The organism is Photobacterium sanctipauli, from assembly GCF_003026495.1.
GTDB lineage: Bacteria > Pseudomonadota > Gammaproteobacteria > Enterobacterales > Vibrionaceae > Photobacterium > Photobacterium sanctipauli.
Genome location: NZ_PYMA01000003.1, coordinates 488,569 through 509,953, shown reverse-complemented (window position 1 = coordinate 509,953; position 21,385 = coordinate 488,569). Strand labels below are relative to the sequence as shown.

The window sequence follows — 21,385 nt, the reverse complement described above, 5'->3', positions numbered from 1 at the left end:
CCCTCTTAGTACGCTTTTATTATGTCTAGCACTTGCTCTTTGGAAGCCGCTTGGGCTAGTTTTTCAATGTTCTCTTCGTCCACAAGCATCTCGCTCAAGGCTTGAATGACTTCAATGTGGGTGTCAGAGTCTTTTGCTGCTAATGTAATTAGGATATTGGCTGGGCCGAGTTCCGAACCGAAGTCGACAGGATTTGGGAAAACATGGATACCCAGACCGGTTTTCAGCACGCCGGTTTCTGGTCGGGCATGGGGCATGGCTAGCCCTGGGCATAACACGTAGTAGGGGCCATTTTCTTCTGTCGATTGGATGATGGCATCTGCATATTGAGGTGAAACGTAGCCGCGTTGTTCTAGGTACTGAGTTGTTTTGCGGACTGCTTCTTGCCACTGGTAGTTACCGTCATTGATAACGTCGATGAGTTCGTGGTCGATTAAATCATATAGCATGTTCTTATCCCTGCCGTTGCTTGTTGTGGCTATTATCAATTCAATAAGACGACGGGATCAATTGACGGTGTTTTGTGATAAAGATCTATATATTGGCAGTGTCAATGAGTCTTTTAGGCTCCTATTCACACTCTTGCTATGTCATTTAATTTCTTTTTTTCTTTAAATTACAAATCAACCTACTAATTTAGAAGTTGATCAAATTAATGGAAATTTAAATTATTTTGCTGATTGTGATTAAGGTCTAATTTTCCTGATTGCGCGGGTTAAATGTTTGATGTAGATCGACCTGAGAATTTGATGGATTTTCTGGTTTCAATGGCTTATAAAGGCTGTTTTCCGCATTGTTTTTGTCGGTAACCAATAGTCGTAAGTTAATAACAGATATGAAAATGGCCTGAATGCTAGACGTGGGAAAATAATGTGAGCGAGGGGGTAGTGGGCGGGTTCACTCGTCAAATTAAGGAAGGGCTGGTGGCGGCAAGGTTTGGAAAGGTTTATAGAGCAGATATAAAAATGCCGGCTTATCGCCGGCATTTTAGTGTTAAATCTTAGGTAGTAGATAGAAGGTGCTGTATTAACCTAATAGCTCTTTTGCTGTTTCAACGACGTTTTCAACCGTGAAGCCGAACATCTTGAATAGCTCGCCTGCAGGTGCAGACTCGCCGAAGGTCGTCATACCGATGATGCGGCCATCGAAGCCCACGTACTTGTACCAGAAGTCAGCAATGCCCGCTTCAACAGCGATACGTGCCGTTACGTCTGATGGCAGTACTGCTTCACGGTAAGCCGCGTCTTGCTTGTCGAATGCATCTGTCGATGGCATTGAAACAACGCGTACTTGCTTGCCTTCTGCAGCTAGCTGCTCAGCCGCTGCGACTGCTAGCTCAACTTCAGAACCGGTTGCGATCAGGATCAGCTCAGGCTTGCCGTCACAATCTTTCAGGATGTAACCACCCTTTGCGATGTCTGCAACTTGTGCTTCTGTACGTGCTTGCTGTGCTAGGTTCTGGCGCGAGAAGATCAGCGATGTTGGGCCGTCTTTACGCTCGATAGCCAGTTTCCAAGCCACTGCCGATTCAACCTGGTCACATGGGCGCCATGTGCTCATGTTTGGTGTTAGGCGAAGTGATGCCATTTGCTCAACCGGCTGGTGAGTTGGGCCGTCTTCACCCAGACCGATAGAGTCGTGAGTGTAAACCTGGATGTTCTGCACTTTCATCAGTGCCGCCATACGCATTGCGTTACGCGCGTATTCCATGAACATGAGGAAAGTTGCACCGTATGGTACGAAGCCACCGTGTAGCGCGATACCGTTCATGATTGCGGTCATGCCGAACTCACGTACACCGTAGTGGATGTAGTTACCGGTGAAGTCGTTTGCTTCTAGTGACTTAGAACCAGACCACATAGTCAGGTTAGATGGCGCCAGGTCAGCAGAGCCGCCCATGAACTCAGGTAGCATCTGGCCGAATGCTTCTAGTGCGTTCTGAGAAGCCTTACGAGAGGCGATGTTTGCTGGGTTCGCTTGCAGATCTGCGATGATAGCGTTCGCTTTCTCTTCCCATTGCGCAGGCAGCTCACCGTTAACACGGCGTTTAAATTCTGCTGCTAGCTCTGGGTGAGCAGCTGCGTATGCTTCGAATTTCTCGTTCCAAGCAGCTTCTTTTGCTGCGCCCGCTTCTTTAGCGTCCCACTCCGCTGCTACATCGGCAGGGATTTCGAATGGACCGTGGTTCCAACCTAGGAACTCGCGTGCTGCTGCGATTTCTTCAGCGCCTAGTGGTGCACCGTGACAGTCGTGAGAGCCCGCTTTGTTTGGTGAACCGAAACCGATGATAGTCTTGGTACAGATCAGCGTTGGCTTGCCCGTTTCAGCTTTCGCTGCTTCGATAGCAGCGTTAATTGCTGCTGGATCGTGGCCGTCTACTGCAGGGATCACGTGCCAGCCGTAAGCTTCGAAACGCTTAGGCGTGTCGTCAGAGAACCAACCTTCAACTTCACCGTCGATAGAGATGCCGTTGTCATCCCAGAAGGCAACTAGCTTGCCTAGGCCCAGAGTGCCTGCAAGAGAACATGCTTCGTGAGAGATACCTTCCATCAGACAGCCGTCGCCCATGAAAGCGTAAGTAAAGTGGTCAACGATGTCGTGGCCATCGCGGTTGAACTGATCAGCCATCGCTTTTTCAGCAATCGCCATACCTACTGCATTGGTGATGCCCTGGCCTAGCGGGCCAGTGGTTGTTTCAATACCTGGCGCGTAGCCGTATTCAGGGTGGCCAGGTGTTTTAGAGTGCAGTTGGCGGAAGTTTTTCAGATCGTCGATAGATAGTTCGTAGCCTGTTAGGTGCAATAGCGAGTAAATCAGCATTGAACCGTGGCCGTTAGACAGGATGAAACGGTCGCGATCAGCCCACTCTGGGTTTTGTGGGTTGTGGTTCATGTGGCTGCGCCACAGTACTTCAGCGATATCAGCCATACCCATAGGTGCGCCAGGGTGGCCAGAGTTTGCTTGTTGTACACCGTCCATGCTTAGGGCACGGATTGCATTAGCGAGGACTTTACGTTCCATATTGGTTTCCACGATTTATTTAGATCAAAAAGGAAGGAAGCGGCTAGAGGCCGCTTCCTGAATTCAAGTTAATTATTACAGACGCTCAGCGATCATGGCTTCAAGTTTGCCCTGGTCAACCGCGAAGTTGCGGATACCTTCAGCAAGCTTCTCTACAGCCATTGCATCTTGGTTGTGATCCCACAGGAACTCAGCGTGAGTCATTGCCGCAGGACGCTCTTTGATTTCAGTTGCTGTAGTTAGCTTCTGAACCACTTCACCTTGTGCTTCTTCTAGGTCTTGAAGAAGTTGAGGGCTGATAGTTAGGCGGTCACAGCCTGCAAGCTCAAGGATTTCACCAGTGTTACGGAAGCTAGCGCCCATCACCACGGTGTTGTAACCGTGCTCTTTGTAGTAGTTGTAGATGCTAGTTACAGAGATAACACCTGGGTCTTCAGCGGCTTCGAAGTCACGGCCTTCTTTCGCCTTGTACCAGTCCATAATACGACCAACGAAAGGCGAGATTAGGAATACACCCGCTTCGGCACATGCGCGAGCCTGAGCGAATGAGAATAGTAGCGTCAGGTTACAGTTGATGCCTTCTTTCTCTAGTACTTCAGCAGCACGGATACCTTCCCAAGTCGAAGCCAGTTTGATCAGGATACGATCGTTTGAGATACCAGCGTCGTTGTACATTTTGATTAGCTGGCGAGCTTTTGTGATGCTGCCTTCGGTGTCGTAAGAAAGACGTGCATCCACTTCTGTTGAGATACGGCCTGGGATAACTTTTAGGATTTCCTTACCAATGTTCACTGCTAGCATGTCGCAAGTGTCTTGTACTTGCTGTGCTTTGTCGTCGCTCTGTGCTTTAGCGTATGCAATAGACTGATCGATAAGTGGTGCATATTCAGCAATTTGAGCCGCTTTTAGGATTAGCGATGGGTTAGTCGTCGCGTCTTCCGGCTTGTACTTGCTAATTGCTTCAATATCACCCGTGTCAGCAACAACAGTAGTTAGCGCGCGCAGTTGTTCCAATTTTGTGCTCATAGTTATCGACCTTTTACATGTTGGGCTTGTTTCAATGCTAGCCTAATGTGAAGCTAGTAAAGTCATTATTACCTGCTCTTAACCATTTTGCTTCAAACCAAAAACATGATGCTTGAGCATATGGATCGCTTAAGAACAATTGATGTTTCGATAATTAGCGTTTTCACAATTTTTGTCAATCGAAAATCGAAGTAAACTGCGGATTGATCCCACTTTTAGTCTGGTTATTTTAGTGGTGTAGCCAATTGCTGAACTTTGAGTTGTTTTAGTTAGTGGTTACATGGCGTGAAAGGTGTGAGCATATGATCTTGCTTGTGATCTTTTGTAACGGTTCTGACATGCCGTTTTGCCATACATCAGCCAATTAGCGTTGCATTTGCAACGCTGGTGAACGATTGGCGTGTCGGCAAGCAACGGGTATGGCTGGGCTCAATAGGATGCTTGGCAGCGAAATGCTTGAAGTGACTGTTTTGGTTGGGGCTTACAAATGCTCATATGTGGTTAAAGTGATTTTTTAGCCCAGCTTGTAATCATTGCTTTTTCATAGGCGAGTGACTTTTCCCGAGCGAGGCCGACGACACTGGTTTGGTAATTGAGATCCCGCAATTGCTCTTCACCTGATTTGATGACGGTTTCTCCTTGCTTCACCTCATAGCTGAAAGATATCGATGGCGGTGTCACACTATCGAGCACCCGGATTTCTTGGGATAGTTCCGGCCGGTATCTCACCATTCCTGCCAGATCAAGGTTGGTGACGGTGATATTAAGCTGGTGGCCTTCTGGTAAATAGCGTTTGGCTTCATCGCCAAACTGCTTTGAGAGTTGGGCAAAGACACTTTGCTCATAGCGAGATTGGCTGCCCGTGGCGGTTTTGACATCACGGTAGCTGCTTGGGTCTTGCCATGTCACCTTGGCGGGGGGATTGTCGATAACAGTATTCGCAAGGCTAGCACCACTCATAACAGCAAGTAGAAACGGCAATGTATAAAGCGATTTTCTCTTGTGCATTCTTCTATACATGGGTACTCCGGCGGTTAATGATTTTCATTCCTATTTATGTAGACCGGAAAGATGCTAATTTGTTCTGATCATTTGTTATAAATCCATGCTGCTTCAAGGTGCAGGTTCAGCGAAAATTTATAATCTTGTAGGCAAGGCAAGGCAAGGCAAGGCAAGGCAAGGCAAGGCAAGGTATAGCCTTGAAGACCCAGTGGCTCTAAATCGAAAAGCATATAAATAAACGAAAGCCGCCAATGGCGGCTTTCTGTCATCATTAAGTCCGTTTGCCTATATGTGTTCTACGGGTAGGCCAGCTGTTGTTTTATTTGCTGGCAAGCGGCATCTAGCATCTTCTTCAACTGCTCGATGTCGGCTACTGGCGGGATTTGTTTTTGCTTTAATTGCTTTTCAACCACGGTTGCCGCCTGCTGGACCTTGTAGGCACAGACACTACCTGACGCGCCTTTCAGTGAATGGCTGATCAGGACGGCATTGTCGAAGTCTTGCTGGTCGATAGCTTCCGTTAATTTTGCAATGTCATTGCCATGCTCATCACTATACATGTGAAGGAATTGAACTGAGATGTCATGGTCGTGATCCATCACTTCCAATAGGGCATTGATATCGACTTCGGAAAAGGCTGCCGGATCCAGCGTCATACTTGATTCAATCCCATCTAGGCCGAAATCTGAGAAATCATCGCTATTCATATCGTCCCCTTGTTCATTGTCGAGTAATGGTGTGGCGCCTTCCAAAACGAGGCTGTTTGCCTCTACAGGGGGCACAACACTGATTGGCGCTGCCGGGGTTGTTACTGTTAGTTTTTCTCGGTGGGCAGCCATTGCGGTGATTTTGCTTTTGAAGCGCTGGAGCGCATCAAGCAATTTGCGCTCATCCAGCGGTTTGGTGATCACACAGTCCACCCCTGCATTCATCATATTTTGCTGGGTTTCGGCAAAGACGTCGGCAGTGCAGGCAAAGATCGGTGTTTGGCTGGCAATGCTGGAAAGGGCGCGGATACGCCCGGTTGCCTCGATACCATCCATGACCGGCATGTGGTTATCCATCAAGATCAGGTCGTAGATATTGTCTTCCAACATGGCGAGGGCCTCGGCGCCATTCTCAGCTACCGAGGTAACAAAGCCGCGGTGCTTGAGGAAGGTCTCGATGATCATCACATTCAGGTTGTTATCTTCAACAATCAGCACTTTCAAGTTGGCGAAAGCGCTGTGGTCAAAATTGACTTCTTGTTGCTCTTCTTCGGTGAACTGACCTTCGTTAACGGCTAGCTCAACAGTAAAGGTTGAGCCTTGGCCTTGTTCGCTTTTGACGGTGACGCCACCATCCATCAAGTTAGCCAGCTGGTTGACGATACTCAGACCTAAGCCGGTACCACCAAAACGACGGCTGGTAGAGGCTTCGGCTTGGGCGAACGGGTTGAAGATAAGCTCAACGCGATCGGGCGGGATGCCAATACCGGTATCTTGGGTCACGATAGTGAGTTTTTGCTGATTGCTACCTTCTATATCGTCCAAGCGAAGAATGACATCGACACTGCCTTTTTCGGTAAATTTGATGGCATTGCTGATCAGGTTGAACAGGATTTGTCGGATGCGGGCCTTATCGGCATAAAACCAACGGGACTGTTCAAACTCGCAGTGGATATTGAAACCAATGCCTTTCTCTTTTGCCAGTGAGTAGTAGGTACTCTCAATACTGCCTACCAAGTCGGTGAAGCAGAAGTGGGTTGGATCGAGCTTAAGCTGCCCTTGCTCGATCTTAGAGAAATCGAGAATGTCATTTAGCAGGGCCATCATGTGTTTGCCGGAATCGAGCAAAGTGCGTAGGTGCTGTTCTTGCTCCTTGTTTAAATCGGTTTTAAGCAGCAGCTGCGACAGCCCCAGCATCCCATTCATCGGGGTACGAATTTCATGGGACAAGTTTGCCAGGAAGGCAGATTTTGCACGGTCGGCAGATTCCGCTTTTTGCAGGGCTTGGTTAAGCCGCTTGGTATCCAACGAAATCTTGTCGGCACCTTGGTTAAGGGCGTCATGCAGTACTTGGAATTCATGGGGACCGCGGAAGTTTTCGTTTCGGGTGTAGTTGCCCAACTTAAACTGGGCCGCGAAGCGAGATAGCTTGGCAATAGGCACAGTGATACGGCGCGACAGCATCCATGAAAGGAACAGAACGATACCCGCGGTAGCCAGCAGTGCCAGCATGAAGTAGTTATGCAGATATTCGATAGTGGCGGTTACGGTGTGCTTTGGCGTGATGGAGACCAGCGACCATTGTGGCAACCCCGGCAATGCATAGGTGAGCGGTGACAAGGTGGCAACCATGGTTTCTTTGGCTTGGTTGTCATAGGTCATCAACTCATTTGCTGCCGCAGGGCGTTGGGTGAGTGTTTGCTGGTAGAAGCGTTTGAAGTCGGAAAAAGCCACTAACGATTGGCCTTGGTGGCGGCCTTTTAGTACTGGGTCCCCTTGGTCATCGATCAGCATAATGTAGTCGCTATTGCTAATACGCTCGCCAAGGAAAGTCAGCTGGCTGTTAAGCTCCTCTAGCTGGTATTTGATCACCAAAAAACGCTCTTTGGTATCTTCATGGTGGTGCTCGTGCCTAATCGACGTGATGATATATAGGTAGGCGTGGTCATCGAATAGTTGGGGTGTAGAAAAGAGTAAAGAGGAATTTTCCTGGACGAGTTCATGCACGCGTTCGGAGTGGAGCGTAATTCCCCCGTCACTTAACGCAGAAGTAATGTGCTCCAACGATTGGTTGCTTGAGCTGGCAAGTAGCTCCGTTTGTTGTTGCTCCGTCTCGATAAGATAAATCTCATCGAACCCTTCGTCGACATCGGTCAGCTCATTTAGGTAACTGCCTATGAAGTTTTGGTTTACCAGGGCCTTGTCGGCTTCCAGTTCGAAAACCGGTGAGCTCGCAAGTTTCTGGATGCTCAACACTCGCTGGGCAAGAATATCATCGAGGTTATGGGCGGCCAGCTCGGTACGGCTGCTCAGCCCTTTTGCGATTTGTCCGATAGCCACGGTCGAGAGCTTGTCACTGCTAAGCCAGCTATAGAGGAAAGCAGGCACGATGCCGATAAATAGCATACTGCCCAGTAAAATTGGTTTTATTCGGTTAGGAAGAATTGATAGCAAACTACACCTCGAAATCCATTTCGATACATCAGTATTGTTGTTTAATTTTATATTTAGGTTTTATGGTGGCTTAGCTGAGGACTAAGTCATTAAGTATTGATTATCAGTTTGGTCTAGAAGGTGTTCAATAATCAATATATTGTCGAGATAGAGGCGAAGAATTACGGTCGGTTCACAGATTATCGCACCTGATATTCATATAGTTGATTATCAGGTGCGTGCTTTGGCGTGGTGATCAGCTTAACAACTCTTCGAGGGTCAGTGGCTTGGTAACCAATCCCATTTTTTGTGCTGGGGTCTGGCCGCTGCGATCTTGACGGCAGAGGTTGTTCCAAGCCCGGTAGATATCTAGCAGTGGTAGCAGCCCGCCTGGACGAAGTTTTCTACGCGGCTCGTTAACCAGCTGGTTGAACTGGTCTTGGAAACGTTGCTGGTATGCGGTGATTGCATCATGAGAGGCATGTTCTAACCAAAAGGCCTCATTGTCTTTTTCACCACCCAGGTGACAAATCCCCTTGCTGATATTGTCATGGCGGGTGAATGCCCAACGATCTCGCCACCATCCCATCAAAACAATGTCGATTCTTCCCGCTGGCTGGCCGTGCTGCCATTCTTTATCACATTCTATATAGATAGGGTGGACTGTGTTGGCTTTAATGCGTTCGACAAACACGGATATGCAGGCCGAGCGCAATAGGGTTTCTTGCGGCATGAAGATCGACAGCTGCTCACTGTCTTGAAGTAACTGGCTCAAGTGCAGGTAGTGGGCATAGACCGTGTATTGAGGCCGGATCAAACACCCTTTGGCCGGATAGTTAATCCGCGCCATGTTGGTGAGTGGATCTTCAAGGTTTGGGCGCGACATCATGTCGCGGTACTTGGCATCAATTTTTGCCAGCAAGCCTTGGGGCGGGGCTAGCGGTGGCTCGACTAATTTAGCCGCCGGTGGTGCCATATAACGAGTACCATCTGCAAATGGATCATGGTGCTCGTGGCTGGTCTCTTGCTCATGTTGCTGATAGTTCAAATCTTGCGAAACGACATAACCAGTTCGTGCCTCACAGCTTGCTACCCAAAGCACCCCGTTGTCATTGTTAGGTTGCAGTGGGCTGATATCTGATGCCAGTTCCAAGGCTTGCGTATGCTTGAACAAGCGGGCGTCGAACATGGCCAACTGGCGGCGGCAGCGACTGGCGATATGCGAAAGCTGGTCATAGAACGATTTCGGATTCATGTTCAGGCGACGGCAGATATCGCGAACGGCATAGCCGGTAAACAGCATGGCTAACAGCTTTTGCTGGAGTTGGTTTTTGCTATTGAAGCCCGACCACCGGTCAACAAGGGTGGTTTGGCAACACTTGCAACGGTAGCGCTGGCGATCGCCGCTGTAACCAAAGGCATGGTATAGCTGGCGATGGGTGAGCACAGGTAGGGCAAAATTATCGCATTCGGTATTGCTGCAGGCCGGTAGGCCGCTGCTTTGTTGTTGTTTCAGGCGAGTGACTTCGGCATCAACATCATGGTTGTTGATCAATGGGGGGAAAGCACCACACTCACGGCAGACTAAAATCGGCTTACTTGGGTTACTGCGCTGCAATACATAGTGGTCGGTATTGGTTGAACCAAAGTGTTGGCAGCTAACGGTTTTGCAGTGGTTGAACTGGTAGCCGTGGCTTGCTTGGGGAAGTAAGAGTGTCTTTTCGTCGGTATGGGGTGTTTTCATCATGTCAGCCTACCTAACTCCATGGGCCAATGTAACTTCTGTTGCTGTCCGTGTTGTCTTCTCAATTCAGATTTAAAGGGGGGAGGGAGGTACAGGGTAGGAGTGCTCCCCTAACCCTGCACATGATTAGTGCCTACAATTTGCTTCTACTAGCATTTCCTGCGTGAATGAATGGTTATTTGTTATTCATTCGTTCAAATTGTGTAAGACGCCACATTTTACAGAATATTGAGCTGAGGTTCAGCCGGTATCCGCTTTTTGTTGGTACTAATATCCCTATTTTTCGGCAATATCTATTTCAATACTTATAACGAAGTAACTTTGGCCGGTGCACGAAGTTACTTGGGTATAAATAATTTGATGATCAGTTAGTTAAGAAAAAGTGGCCAGTGCAATCGGGGGTAGCACTGACCACATAAAACTTACAGCTTGATAGCCGTCTCTAGCGCCACGTTCATCATTTCAGCAAATGACTTCTGGCGATCTTCAGAGCTTAGTTTCTCACCGCGTTTGATGTGGTCAGACACAGTCAGGATGGTAAGTGCTTTAGCGCCTAGCTCAGCTGCAACACCGTAGATACCCGCCGCTTCCATATCAACGCCAAGCATGCCTAGTTTTTCCATCTTGTCGAACAGGTCTGCTTCTGGGCTGTAGAACAGATCAGCAGAGAAAACGTTACCGACACGAACTGGTACGTTCTGGGCACGTGCTTCGTTAACGGCTGTTTCAAGCATGCCGAAATCAGCGATTGCAGCGAAGTCATGATCGTTGAAGCGAATGCGGTTAACTTTAGAGTCTGTTGACGCGCCCATACCGATGATAACGTCCATCAGTTTTACGTCGTCATGAACAGCGCCACAGCTACCAACACGGATGATGTTTTTAACACCAAAATCTTTGATTAGCTCGTGAACGTAGATAGAGCACGATGGGATACCCATACCGTGGCCCATTACCGATACTGGCTTACCTTTGTAAGTACCGGTGTAACCGAACATGTTGCGCACGTCACAAACCAGTTTTACGTCATCAAGGTAATTTTCAGCGATGAACTTGGCACGTAGCGGGTCACCTGGCATTAGTACGGTATCTGCGAAATCACCACGCTCTGCGTTAATGTGTGGGGTAGCCATAGATCACTCCTAGAATATTGTTATCGTTAATGACGAAGAATTAAGAGAAAAAACGTTCAACAATTGCCTGATAGGCAACACCACCGAGGTAAACACCTACGATACCCATGATCCCCGGGAGAACAGGGGGAGCCGGAAGCGGTAGTTTGATGGCCGAGAAAAATAGACCAACAATTAATCCTGCGAATGTTGCAAGCAGAATCTCATTCATGTGTTTACCCTCTAGTACAATGTCGTGTTTATATATTTTCGGCGGCTATATGCTGCTCTAATGGCGCTTTTGTGCTGTGCCGTTTTGATGGAGAAAGTGTAAGCAAGGGGAGGATTGGATCTCGAGATCTTGATCACACTTCGGATTTCTCTTCATCAAAAATAGCACCTTGATTACCAAATCTGTTGAAAAAGAGGGCGTAATCGTTTGCGGAAAAGCGGGTGTTTTTGGAGCTACACTGCAATGAAAGTTAACTAAAAATTATATAAAACATTAGCTTGTTGGGGTTTGGTGTGAGGTTTTGCTTATTGATAGATTTATGTAATCCAACAATAGTAAGTGTGATGTTGTAATGGATTTCATTGGGTGGGAGAAATTCCCCCTGGCGATAAATGGCCTTGTTGCTGGTTAATTGAGCATTTGGCACGGGGAGGAAGTTCGGGTTTATCACCCTAAATTTATTGTTCAGTTGGCTGCGACAAAGTGAAAATGGTTTTACCTTCTTTAATGGTTTCCAATATCTCAACATCGCGCAGCTGGCCGGGGGCAACATCAAGTGGGTTGTGCGACAGGATCACCAAGTCGGCCTGTTTCCCCGGTTCTAGCGTGCCTTTGCTGCTTTCTTCAAAAAACTGATAGGCGGCATTAACCGTGATGGCCTTTAAGGCATCAACAATATCGATGCGTTCGTCGGCACCGGCGATGGTGCCAGCTTTGGTTCGGCGGCTTACCGCACTCCAAATACTATTGAGGCTGTGGATACCATAGTGGTCGCTGCTGGTATTGTTGGTGAAGCTGATCCCAAGCTCAACGGTGGACTTTGCCGGGCTCTGGAAATAGGCGCGTTGAGTACCAAGCAAGGAGGCATCGGTATCGCCATTAAAAAAGATATGTCCGGTGGAAAAGTTGGGTAGAAACCCGAGCTTGACGTAATGGCTTAATTGGTTTACTCGCATAAAGCGCGATTTTACAACCACATGGCGCTTGTCTTGGGAGGCATTGATTTTTAAGTCGTAGCCCACTTGGATCAAGGCGTCCACCGCAGCATCGCCAACGGCATGGGTATAGACTTGCAGGCCGTGCTCCATGGCAGACTTGTAGCGCTGCCTGAATTGGCTATAAGGCTTGTTGGGCTCACCCCGCCAGCCTTCCTCTTGATTGATGGGAACAATATAGGGCATCGAGAACCAAGCCGTTTCTTCTTCGGCAGTACCATCTAGGATCAGCTTAATTCCGCCAAACTTTAGCCGGTTGCTATATTCCCCAAAGCTATCAGGGGAGGCAGTAACCAACTCAACCGCGGCATCATAAAGCGGGATAAGGATGATATCTTGGGTTAAAAGCTCATCATGCGCGGCTTCTTGCAGGGCTGCGATATCTTCTGCCGTCGCAGAGCCTTCGGAAATCGTAGTAAAGCCTTGCTTGGCATATTCGATTTGCGCTTCTTGAAGCGAACCGAGCTTTTCGGCATTGGCCATCAGGGCACCGTGGGGATCGATAAACCCTGGCACAATGGCTTTTCCGTCAAGGTCGATCACTTGGGTATTGTCCCCTTTGTGGCGCATGACACCATCTTGGGTGCCGATAGCCTGGATTCGACCGTCCTTAATAGCAAGGGCTGTCGCTAAGGCGGGCTCTGATATGGTGACAATATCACCGTTGATATAAATGATGTCGGCCGAGGGCGATGTCTCTTGTTCGCAGCCTAAAAGCAACACCATAACCGCCGAAAGAAACAAGCGTCGAACCAGTACCCACATAGATTGCGCCCTAGTAAATCATGGTGTTTTAAGCATATACCCAGTGTTTGGAATACGCTAAGCCAGATGCGGTATGTCTGGTTTATAAGTTGAAGGTGAGCCATGGCACGGAACATGATGAGAAAATTGGATTTTTTATGCTTTTTCAACTAGCCGTTAAAGGATCACCAATAAAGATTCAGAGCAGTAGGGGTTGTAGTTTTCGGCTTGCTGCCTTCACGGTTAACCTTCATGGCAAAGGAAAAGCAGAATGAAAAAATTAGCAGCGGTTGTAATGGCATTAGGGCTGTCGGCGCCAGTGAGTGCCGATATCTTAGGGCTTTCGGTTGGCGCACATGCTGGTGGGGCGCGAGTAGAGTATGACGGGGAAAGTGATAACGGCTTTGAGTACGGGATCAACGCCTCATACCATTTCAATGATCTGATTTCAGCCAATGTCGGTGTGGTACAAGGCAGCGCCGATGTGGATGCAAATGGCGTCACCAATGATATTGACTATACCGCTTTCCCGCTAACGTTACGTGCCGATATTCCATTGCTCATCGGTAGCGTGTACGCCAAGGCCGGTACAAACTACTACGACTATGACATCGATACCCCGGGAAACCGCGACAGCGATGATGGCTGGGGCTTCACCGGTGGTGCCGGTGTTGTCTTTACCATGCTGCCATTTATTGATTTGTCATTGGGCTACGAGTACCGCGATATGGGCGATGTAACCAACAACGCCATTATGTTCGGAATTGGCGCTAGCCTGTAACACTTTAACCCTGCAGATTAAGGTAATGCCGTTTATATAGACGGCATTAGCACCCTCTTTTTGCTCCTTATATTCAACCCAATTGTTTGGCATGCCGGCGCAAATCTATTTCTGTGATGCCTATGTATTACACTTGATGAACAGCTAACATCGAGTGCTTTGTGCACGAAGAAGGAAATCGTGCCTAGCGTCCAATAGAAAGTCAGGAATTTCCATCATGAAAAAGTTGTTTAGCGTGTTGTGTTTTTGTTTTGCCGTTACCGCGTGTACCGAAGAGGTGGGTAGCGAGAAGTGGTGCGAAGGGATGAAGGAAAAGCCGAAAGGGGATTGGACGGCCAACGAAGCCAAAGATTTCACCCAGCATTGCTTGTTTAAAAGCAAAGAAACCGAATAGTGGTGAGCTTGATAAAGAAGAAGGAGGGCCATGCCCTCCTTCTTGCTTTGTAATTTGTTTAGCCGCTGCCTACATCTCGACATGGCCAGTTCAAACCACGGGGTTAGGCAACGATATCTGCCACGCCTTTTACTAGCTCTGCTAGTTCATCCCAACGCTCTTCGTCAATAAGGTTACCCGGTACCATCCAAGTACCGCCACAAGCGAAGACAGATTTCACGCCCAAGTAGTCTTTCACGTTAGCCGGGTTAACACCGCCTGTTGGCATGAAGCTAACAGGGTAAACCGCCGTCATAGCTTTTAGCATGTTAACGCCGCCAGAAGGCTCAGCTGGGAAGAACTTCAGGGTATCTAGGCCCATTTCCATTGCCTGCTCAACCATGCTTGGGTTGTTAACACCCGGGATGATTGGCATGTTGCGCTGCTGACAGTATTTCACGGTTGTTGGGTTGAAGCCTGGGCTAACAATGAAGTCAACACCCGCGTCGATAGCTTCGTCTACCTGTGCGGCATTCAGTACAGTACCAGCACCGATTAGCATCTCTGGAAACGCTTCGCGGATATTGCGAATAGCTTGGGCTGCAGCTTCTGTGCGGAAGGTCACTTCGGCACATGGTAGGCCGTTTTCAGACAGTACCTGAGCAAGCTTAACAGCTTTATCTGCGTCTTTGATGGCGATAACCGGAATGACTTTCAACTCGCCCATACGAGCATTTAGGTTAGACATTTTGCGTTCCTTAGTCAGAATTTTATAGGTTTGGCATAGCGTTGTGAGGGATGATCGCACCTTGGTATTGGATCACCGTACCCGCTAGCTTGTGTGCATTGAGTGCAGACGCTTCTAGATCGCCGCCCGTCAGGCGCTTGGCAAGGTAGCCCGCACTGAAGGAGTCGCCAGCTGCCGTGGTATCAACCACATTGTCGACACGGGTTGCCGCAACCGACATTTGGTTGCCATCGGCGATCACTAGGCAGTCTTCTGCGCCGCGCTTGATGATAATCTCGCGTACGCCGCACTGCTGGCTGCGCTCGATACATGCTTCGACGCTGTGCTCGCCGTAAAGCATGATTTCGTCATCGAAAGTCAGCAGCGCAGTGTCGGTCAGTGAAAGAATGCGCTGGTAGTGCTTGGCGGCAGTGTCGGCATTTGCCCATAGGCGCGGGCGGTAGTTGTTGTCGAAAACAATCTTGCTGCCTTGTTGCTTGCAGGTTTCAAGAACCTGGTAAAGGGTCTCCCTTGCCGCATCAGGCAAGATAGCTAGGCTGATCCCACTCAGGTAAATCATGTCGAAACCGGCTAGCTGTGAGGTCAGCTGCTGGCTGTCAACATGCTCAAGCCAGTAGCGCGCAGCCGAGTCGTTTCGCCAGTAGTGGAAAGTACGCTCGCCTGTGTTGTCAGTTTCGATAAGGTATAAGCCAGGGTTTTTATCTTCCAACTGGAAGACCAGATCAGTGTTGATCTTTTCCTGCTGCCAAGCTTCGCGCATTTCTTGGCTGAAGCTATCGTTGCCCAAGCCAGTCACATAGCTGGTTTCAACACCGTGCTGGTGGGTTAGGCGGGAAAGATACAGGGCTGTATTGAGGGTATCACCACCAAAAGTTTGCTTGATGTGCCCGTCCTTGCGCTGTAACTCGACCATGCATTCGCCGATTACGGCCACGCGTTTTAACGTCATAAAAAATACCCTCATGAAAATCACTGAGGGTATTCTTATCAATTGGCGTTTCTAAGTCAATAAAAATGAAATTGCGTTTCTTTTTATTGAGGGTAATTGTGGTAACCCAGTTGCTCAGACACCTTGCGGCTTGCATTTTGCAGCAGATCCACGTAGTAAGACTTGCGCTTTTCGTCAAAACGGATAGTTGGCAGCGAGATAGACAGGCCAGCAATTACATTGCCGAAACGATCGAAGATAGGCGCAGCGATGCAGCGAAGACCTGGTTCTTGCTCTTCGTTATCTTCCGCAAAGGCTTGGGCTTTGACGTCTTTTAGCTCACTTAGCAACTGCTCGATATTTTCCAGCGTCTTGTCGGTATGCTTGATGAAGTCGACGTCTTTTAGCGCTTCGTGGGCAAACTCTTCGCTGCGGTAGGCCAGTAGTACTTTACCAATAGCGGTGCTATAGAGCGGATTGCGGCGGCCGATGCGAGATTGCATACGCAGGTTGTAGCCTGAGTCGATTTTGTGAATGTAGATAATCGCATTCTCGTCCAAGGCACCCAGGTGTAGGGCTTCATTGGTTTGCTGCGAGATGTGCTGCATTTCTTTATCACAAAGATCAACCAAATCAACATGTTCTAATGAGGTAGCACCCAGCTCAAATAGCTTTAGCGTCAAAGCATATTTATCCGTTTCACCTTCTTGAGAGACATAGCCCAGCATCTTCATGGTTTGTAGAAAGCGGTAAACCGTACTTTTCGACATCATCAGGCGTTGGGAAAGCTCGGTCACACCAATTTCTTTTTGTTCGCCCAGCGCCTGCAGGATCCCAAACACCTTCATCACCGACGAGACGGCTTCTGGCTGCTTAGATGATTCCATCGCAATACTCCTTTCAAATCTGTTATTGCCCGCATTATACGTTCATCGTCAGTTTGTATCTATTTTTCTGAAAGGCTTTTTCAAAAATTCTGAATCATGTCTTATTTGTCATCACGCCTGATTGGAATGTGATGAGTAATTATAAAAATGAAATGCCATTTCAAAAAACTTGATATCACTTTTTGTCGTTGTTATAGTGCAACCACATTAACGGGATAACGCTTTAATTCGTTCGGGCCAATGGCCATGAACAGGCATCGAGGAAATGACATGATTCTTAATAATTTTGATCTTCAGGGTAAAGTTGCCATCGTGACAGGTTGCGACACTGGGCTTGGTCAGGGCATGGCGCTGGGTTTGGCACAGGCAGGTTGTGACATTGTAGGTGTGAACATTGTTGAACCAACCGAAACTATCGAGAAAATCAAAGCAACTGGTCGTGATTTCCTTGATATTCGAGCTAACCTGATGAAAACCGACGACATTGCGGGCATCATTGATCAGGCGGTAAGCAAGTTCGGCAAGATCGATATTCTGGTAAACAACGCAGGTATTATCCGTCGTAACGATGCGATTGATTTTTCAGAGCAAGACTGGGACGACGTGATGAACATCAACATCAAGTCTGTGTTCTTTATGTCTCAGGCTGTGGCGAAGCAGTTTATCTCTCAGGGTAACGGCGGCAAGATCATCAATATCGCTTCTATGCTGTCTTTCCAAGGCGGTATCCGCGTGCCTTCTTACACTGCGTCGAAAAGTGGCGTGATGGGTGTGACCCGTCTGATGGCGAACGAGTGGGCGAAGCACGGTATTAACGTTAACGCTATTGCACCGGGCTACATGGCTACCAATAACACGGCGCAGCTGCGTGCAGACGAGCAGCGTAATGCAGAAATTCTAGAGCGTATTCCGGCTGATCGCTGGGGTGAGCCTGCGGATCTTGCTGGCCCATGTGTATTCCTGGCGTCAGATGCGGCTTCTTACGTTAACGGCTACACCTTGGCGGTTGACGGCGGCTGGTTAGCTCGCTAATACATCGTTCTGATGTGAAATTATCGGCGGCTGCACTATTGATATAGTGCAGCCGTTTTCTCGTTGTATACCAATCCCATTTAATCTCTGGCAGAAGGTTGGCTTAGCATGTTGGAATTTTCCTTTGCCCAAGCATTGGGCATGGTGAGCTTTGCGCTGGGCGTGGCGGCGTTCTATCAAAAGAATGATAGAAAATTGAAGCTGATGATGGTGTTGTTGAATGTCAATCACATGGTGCACTTCTTCCTGTTGGGGGCGGTGACATCAGCAATGAGCGCGATGCTTTCGGCCTTTCGTACTGGGCTGTCAATCAAGTATCAATCAAAGGCGCTGGCGTATATTTTCGTTGCATTTAACCTTGCCGCTGGCTACTGGTTGGCAGAAGGCTGGGTTGATCTGTTGCCTATCATGGGGGCGTGTATTGGCTCTTACGCGCTGTTTTGCCTTAGCGGGATCCAGATGCGGCTTGCCTTTGTTGTGGGGGCGATCTGCTGGCTTATCAATAATGTTATCGTCGGGTCGGTTGGCGGGGTGTTACTCGAGCTGACCTTGCTTTCTGTGAACCTGACGACTATCTACCGCCTGTATCGGAGCAAGGCGACGGTTGAGGCAGAGGCGAGCTAACTGGCAAAACGCGCAGGCAGGCTGCGCGTTTTCATTCGTTGTGTTTGTTCTTAACCAACAAGGCTGCGCATTTGCTTCAGCATCGTTTCGGCTGTTTCATAATGATCCCCTTCCCATAGCTGCGGGTTGAGGAATTCACCCGAGTAGAACCCATCAAAGCCAGTTGATTGGATGGCACTAACCCATTCCTGCAGCGGTATATCGCCTTCTCCCAACAAGCAACCACGGAGCAGGGTTTCATCTACCCAAGGTTGGCCAACATCCGGGCGTTTGCCATCAGACAGGTGCACGTTATAAATCAGCGCTTGGTCGATTTTGCTGATCGACTCTGGGGTCGCCCCACGGCATGCCCAGAAGTGCCAAGTGTCCAACACAAAGCCGAAGTTATCACGGCCAACCGCATCATGCAGGCGATAGTAGTCGTCTAGCGTGGCGATGGGGGTCCAGGCTGCGCCTTCATACTGGAACTTAACCCCAAAATCACGGCCAATATCAGCAATCTCACGAATGTTAGCCGCCGTTAGTCGGATGTTGTCTTCTACCGATAGCGCATTGAGTGACTCGAACGCGTTGAGCTGGATGGTATCGCAGCCGATGTCGTTGGCGAACTGGCATAGGGTTTTCGCCTCATTGAACACTTTTTGCTGTGCTTCCTTATCTGCTGCTTCAACCGAACCGATGATATCGATGGCGGTAGGCTTGAGCTCGGCGGCATCAAGGCGGGCCTTGAAGGCTTCACTAGTTAGCCCTGCATTAATGTAGCGCCAAAGTTTTTCGGTATGAATTTCCAGCCCTTGATAACCGGTTTCCTTGGCCAAGCGGATGTCACTGATAATGTTGTTATGCAATGAGATCATGCCGTGCAGAGCAAATTTCATGGAGCCTCCTTGTACATCGGTTTTATTATTTTTTGATGAATGTGCCTATCAATCCCAGCAATAATCTGACCATATAATTAATGGTGTTGTTATTAGTGGTGTTTATTCGCCATCATACCTTCATGAAAATATTTTTTCGTTATCTAGATCTATTTACATTAAATTTGAAAAATATTTATCGAACGATGCGATAGCGGGGGAGGTAGCACTATAGGGGGGAAGCAAATAGACAGGGGCAGGTAATGGCGAGCTCGAAGATCAAATAAACCGCCCGAAGGCGGTTTATGGATAAGTCAGAGGTGGGGACTGAATTACTTTTCAAGCAAAGACAGTACGTACTCTTTGATTTCTTCAACTTGGCAGTTTGCGAAGAAGCACTCTTGGAATTGCTTGCTACCAACAGCCGTTTTCACTAGCTCTTGGTCCATAGCTTGTAGGCCTTCTACTACATTTTTAGAAACAGCGGCTTTTACATCGTTAAGGATTGCAGCGTTAGCCTGCTGAGGTGCAGCACGCTCAATTGGGTAACCTTCGCCACGCTTACCAGTGAAGGCTTTTTCGAAGATGTAGCGGATGTTAAGTTCACCAGCCCAGCCGAAGCCCTTAGCGAATGCTAGAGAGATAGCATTGCCGTTGTTGATTTGGTTGAAAAGGAATGCATCTGATGGCTCTAGGCAGTAACCACAAACAACACCTGGGTGCAGGTTGCTAGACATAAGTGCGCCCTGGCCAGTACCACAACCAGTTACGACGAAATCTACAGCTTTAGAGTTAAGGAGAATGCTCGCCATGATACCTAGGTGAATGTACGTTAGGTGGTGATCGTTCTCATCTGTCATACCAACATTGAAAACGTCGTGACCTAGGCCGCCTGCAACGTTGTTTAGTTCAGCTGCAACCATCGCGTTCTTTGGCGCTTGGCTGTTTTCCATCATTAGTGCGATTTTCATAACAATCTCTCTCTGTCGTTGATGAAGCGATTATAATGAAAGAGTTAAAAAATGAAAAGGCTTTTCAAAAAAATAAAAATAACTTCTCGATAGTTTGGTGGGAAGCATTGTTGTCTAAGGATTGATTCACGTTTGTAATTTGTCGGAAAGCACAACAGTGCTATCTGTTACTATTATAGCGTTGCTTGTATTTTGTTGATTTTTAATTATTTATTTTGATTATGTTAAGGGTGGGAATCGTTGTGGCGAAGGACGCTAGCATTGCAAGTCGGGCAAATAAACGCTCTATGGCGCAGGGGGTTGGAAGCGTTCTAGGGGGTTCACGTAACGGAACGGTGTTTCTAAATGGGGTTTTTCCTTGCTGCTTTCCGGTTTAAGGAGGCAGGCTAACTTCTTTTAGCCTGCCTCCTTTGCTTAATCGTTCCGTGGTTTATGCTGTCTCGCCGAGCTTTTGTTTGGCACGTTTTTTCATTACCGCCATGCCTGCAATAGCAAGTACGACCGCACCGGCTAGGAATGGAAGTAGCTCCATGATTTGGCCACTGCGGGTGAAGGTGATCGCTAGCATGATTAGCCATCCGCTGAGCATTGGGATCAGGGTACGGCGCACAATATCAAACGGTGACAGGCCCGAGATACCCGCAACAGCAATGATGACCCCTGCAATAGGAGAAATTGTTCGGCCGAATCCGGCAGATAGCTGGATTGGCAGGATCATGTCGGCGACATTGGTGCCAATCTTCTCCGCAATTTGCGGCACCATCGGCGCGAATGAGAAGAAGGCCGCATTGCCCGAGCCCATCAGTGCTGAGATGGTAAAGGTGAGGATAGCCATGAACAGCGCTATCACGCTCGCGGCAAAACCTGCACCGCTGGCGAGGTTAAGAAGGGCATCGATAGCGCCAATAGACTTGAGCCCCATGGCAAAGGTCTGGCCTGCAATAATCAGGGTTACTACGGTGGCAAACACTTTGCCCATGTCGTTGAACACGCCTTGCAGCTTTTCGAAAACCGCCTTGGCTTGACGATGGCGTAAAAACTCACAGCTTAAACTGATGAAGATACTGAGCAAGATGGCGGTTGCCATGCCTACGTTAATTGTCCCTACGCCCATCTTGCTGAATGTCAGCATGAAGAACAGAGGAAGCATCGGTAACAATATGTAGTA

The 21,385-nt window shown here is 48.4% G+C and carries 19 protein-coding genes; 4 read left to right on the top strand and 15 right to left on the bottom strand.

Annotated elements, in window-relative coordinates:
* Nucleotides 1-5: 5 nt before the first annotated feature.
* The 9 genes from C9I98_RS08460 to C9I98_RS08415 form a co-directional block, all read right to left on the bottom strand.
* Nucleotides 6-449: a PTS sugar transporter subunit IIA gene (locus C9I98_RS08460; protein WP_036822742.1), complete on the bottom strand. Its 444-nt coding sequence runs from the start codon at nucleotides 447-449 to the stop codon at nucleotides 6-8.
* A gap of 577 nt (nucleotides 450-1,026) precedes the next feature.
* Nucleotides 1,027-3,021, bottom strand: a complete 1,995-nt coding sequence (tkt, locus tag C9I98_RS08455) for a transketolase (RefSeq protein WP_107271846.1) — start codon at nucleotides 3,019-3,021, stop codon at nucleotides 1,027-1,029.
* Nucleotides 3,022-3,096: 75 nt separating this feature from the next.
* Complete coding sequence (tal, locus tag C9I98_RS08450) at nucleotides 3,097-4,047, bottom strand: transaldolase (RefSeq protein WP_107271845.1); 951 nt, start codon at nucleotides 4,045-4,047, stop codon at nucleotides 3,097-3,099.
* Nucleotides 4,048-4,548: 501 nt separating this feature from the next.
* Nucleotides 4,549-5,067: a DUF3016 domain-containing protein gene (locus C9I98_RS08445; protein WP_081878984.1), complete on the bottom strand. Its 519-nt coding sequence runs from the start codon at nucleotides 5,065-5,067 to the stop codon at nucleotides 4,549-4,551.
* 278 nt (nucleotides 5,068-5,345) lie between these two features.
* Nucleotides 5,346-8,210: a hybrid sensor histidine kinase/response regulator gene (locus tag C9I98_RS08435; RefSeq protein WP_245907115.1), complete on the bottom strand. Its 2,865-nt coding sequence runs from the start codon at nucleotides 8,208-8,210 to the stop codon at nucleotides 5,346-5,348.
* 235 nt (nucleotides 8,211-8,445) lie between these two features.
* A complete protein-coding gene (locus C9I98_RS08430; protein ID WP_036824385.1) occupies nucleotides 8,446-9,936 on the bottom strand; it encodes a lactate dehydrogenase in 1,491 nt (496 codons plus the stop codon).
* Nucleotides 9,937-10,355: 419 nt separating this feature from the next.
* On the bottom strand, nucleotides 10,356-11,066 hold the full coding sequence (gene deoD, locus C9I98_RS08425) for a purine-nucleoside phosphorylase (RefSeq protein ID WP_107271844.1): 711 nt from the start codon (nucleotides 11,064-11,066) through the stop codon (nucleotides 10,356-10,358).
* A gap of 40 nt (nucleotides 11,067-11,106) precedes the next feature.
* Nucleotides 11,107-11,277, bottom strand: a complete 171-nt coding sequence (locus C9I98_RS08420) for a XapX domain-containing protein (RefSeq protein WP_107271843.1) — start codon at nucleotides 11,275-11,277, stop codon at nucleotides 11,107-11,109.
* A gap of 458 nt (nucleotides 11,278-11,735) precedes the next feature.
* On the bottom strand, nucleotides 11,736-13,037 hold the full coding sequence (locus C9I98_RS08415; protein WP_036818263.1) for an amidohydrolase: 1,302 nt from the start codon (nucleotides 13,035-13,037) through the stop codon (nucleotides 11,736-11,738).
* 250 nt (nucleotides 13,038-13,287) lie between these two features.
* Between C9I98_RS08415 and C9I98_RS08405 the strand changes: the two genes are divergently transcribed.
* A complete protein-coding gene (locus C9I98_RS08405; protein ID WP_051901950.1) occupies nucleotides 13,288-13,797 on the top strand; it encodes a porin family protein in 510 nt (169 codons plus the stop codon).
* Nucleotides 13,798-14,014: 217 nt separating this feature from the next.
* Nucleotides 14,015-14,191 (top strand): DUF3012 domain-containing protein, encoded by a 177-nt coding sequence (locus C9I98_RS08400; RefSeq protein ID WP_081878861.1) that lies wholly within the window; start codon nucleotides 14,015-14,017, stop codon nucleotides 14,189-14,191.
* 103 nt (nucleotides 14,192-14,294) lie between these two features.
* On the opposite strand, the gene C9I98_RS08395 is transcribed toward C9I98_RS08400, so the two are convergent.
* The 3 genes from C9I98_RS08395 to kdgR all read right to left on the bottom strand — a co-directional run bounded on the left by C9I98_RS08395 (nucleotide 14,295) and on the right by kdgR (nucleotide 16,733).
* Nucleotides 14,295-14,918, bottom strand: a complete 624-nt coding sequence (locus C9I98_RS08395) for a bifunctional 4-hydroxy-2-oxoglutarate aldolase/2-dehydro-3-deoxy-phosphogluconate aldolase (protein WP_036818267.1) — start codon at nucleotides 14,916-14,918, stop codon at nucleotides 14,295-14,297.
* A 22-nt stretch (nucleotides 14,919-14,940) separates the two neighbouring features.
* Nucleotides 14,941-15,867, bottom strand: coding sequence for a 2-dehydro-3-deoxygluconokinase (gene kdgK, locus C9I98_RS08390; RefSeq protein WP_036818269.1), 927 nt, complete (start codon nucleotides 15,865-15,867; stop codon nucleotides 14,941-14,943).
* Nucleotides 15,868-15,950: 83 nt separating this feature from the next.
* On the bottom strand, nucleotides 15,951-16,733 hold the full coding sequence (gene kdgR, locus C9I98_RS08385) for a DNA-binding transcriptional regulator KdgR (protein ID WP_036818272.1): 783 nt from the start codon (nucleotides 16,731-16,733) through the stop codon (nucleotides 15,951-15,953).
* 270 nt (nucleotides 16,734-17,003) lie between these two features.
* Here kdgR and kduD point away from each other — a divergent pair, with 270 nt between their 5' ends.
* On the top strand, nucleotides 17,004-17,765 hold the full coding sequence (kduD, locus tag C9I98_RS08380; protein WP_036818275.1) for a 2-dehydro-3-deoxy-D-gluconate 5-dehydrogenase KduD: 762 nt from the start codon (nucleotides 17,004-17,006) through the stop codon (nucleotides 17,763-17,765).
* 108 nt (nucleotides 17,766-17,873) lie between these two features.
* Nucleotides 17,874-18,389, top strand: a complete 516-nt coding sequence (locus C9I98_RS08375; protein WP_081878862.1) for a YgjV family protein — start codon at nucleotides 17,874-17,876, stop codon at nucleotides 18,387-18,389.
* Nucleotides 18,390-18,439: 50 nt separating this feature from the next.
* Here the strand turns inward: C9I98_RS08375 and C9I98_RS08370 are convergent, their stop codons facing one another.
* The 3 genes from C9I98_RS08370 to dcuC form a co-directional block, all read right to left on the bottom strand.
* Complete coding sequence (locus C9I98_RS08370; protein ID WP_036818277.1) at nucleotides 18,440-19,267, bottom strand: sugar phosphate isomerase/epimerase family protein; 828 nt, start codon at nucleotides 19,265-19,267, stop codon at nucleotides 18,440-18,442.
* 311 nt (nucleotides 19,268-19,578) lie between these two features.
* Nucleotides 19,579-20,217 carry an RpiB/LacA/LacB family sugar-phosphate isomerase gene (locus tag C9I98_RS08365; RefSeq protein WP_107271842.1) on the bottom strand — a complete coding sequence of 213 codons (639 nt, stop codon included), beginning with the start codon at nucleotides 20,215-20,217 and terminating at the stop codon, nucleotides 19,579-19,581.
* A 430-nt stretch (nucleotides 20,218-20,647) separates the two neighbouring features.
* Nucleotides 20,648-21,367 (bottom strand): C4-dicarboxylate transporter DcuC, encoded by a 720-nt coding sequence (gene dcuC / locus C9I98_RS27010; protein ID WP_281260935.1) that lies wholly within the window; start codon nucleotides 21,365-21,367, stop codon nucleotides 20,648-20,650.
* Nucleotides 21,368-21,385 lie beyond the last annotated feature (18 nt).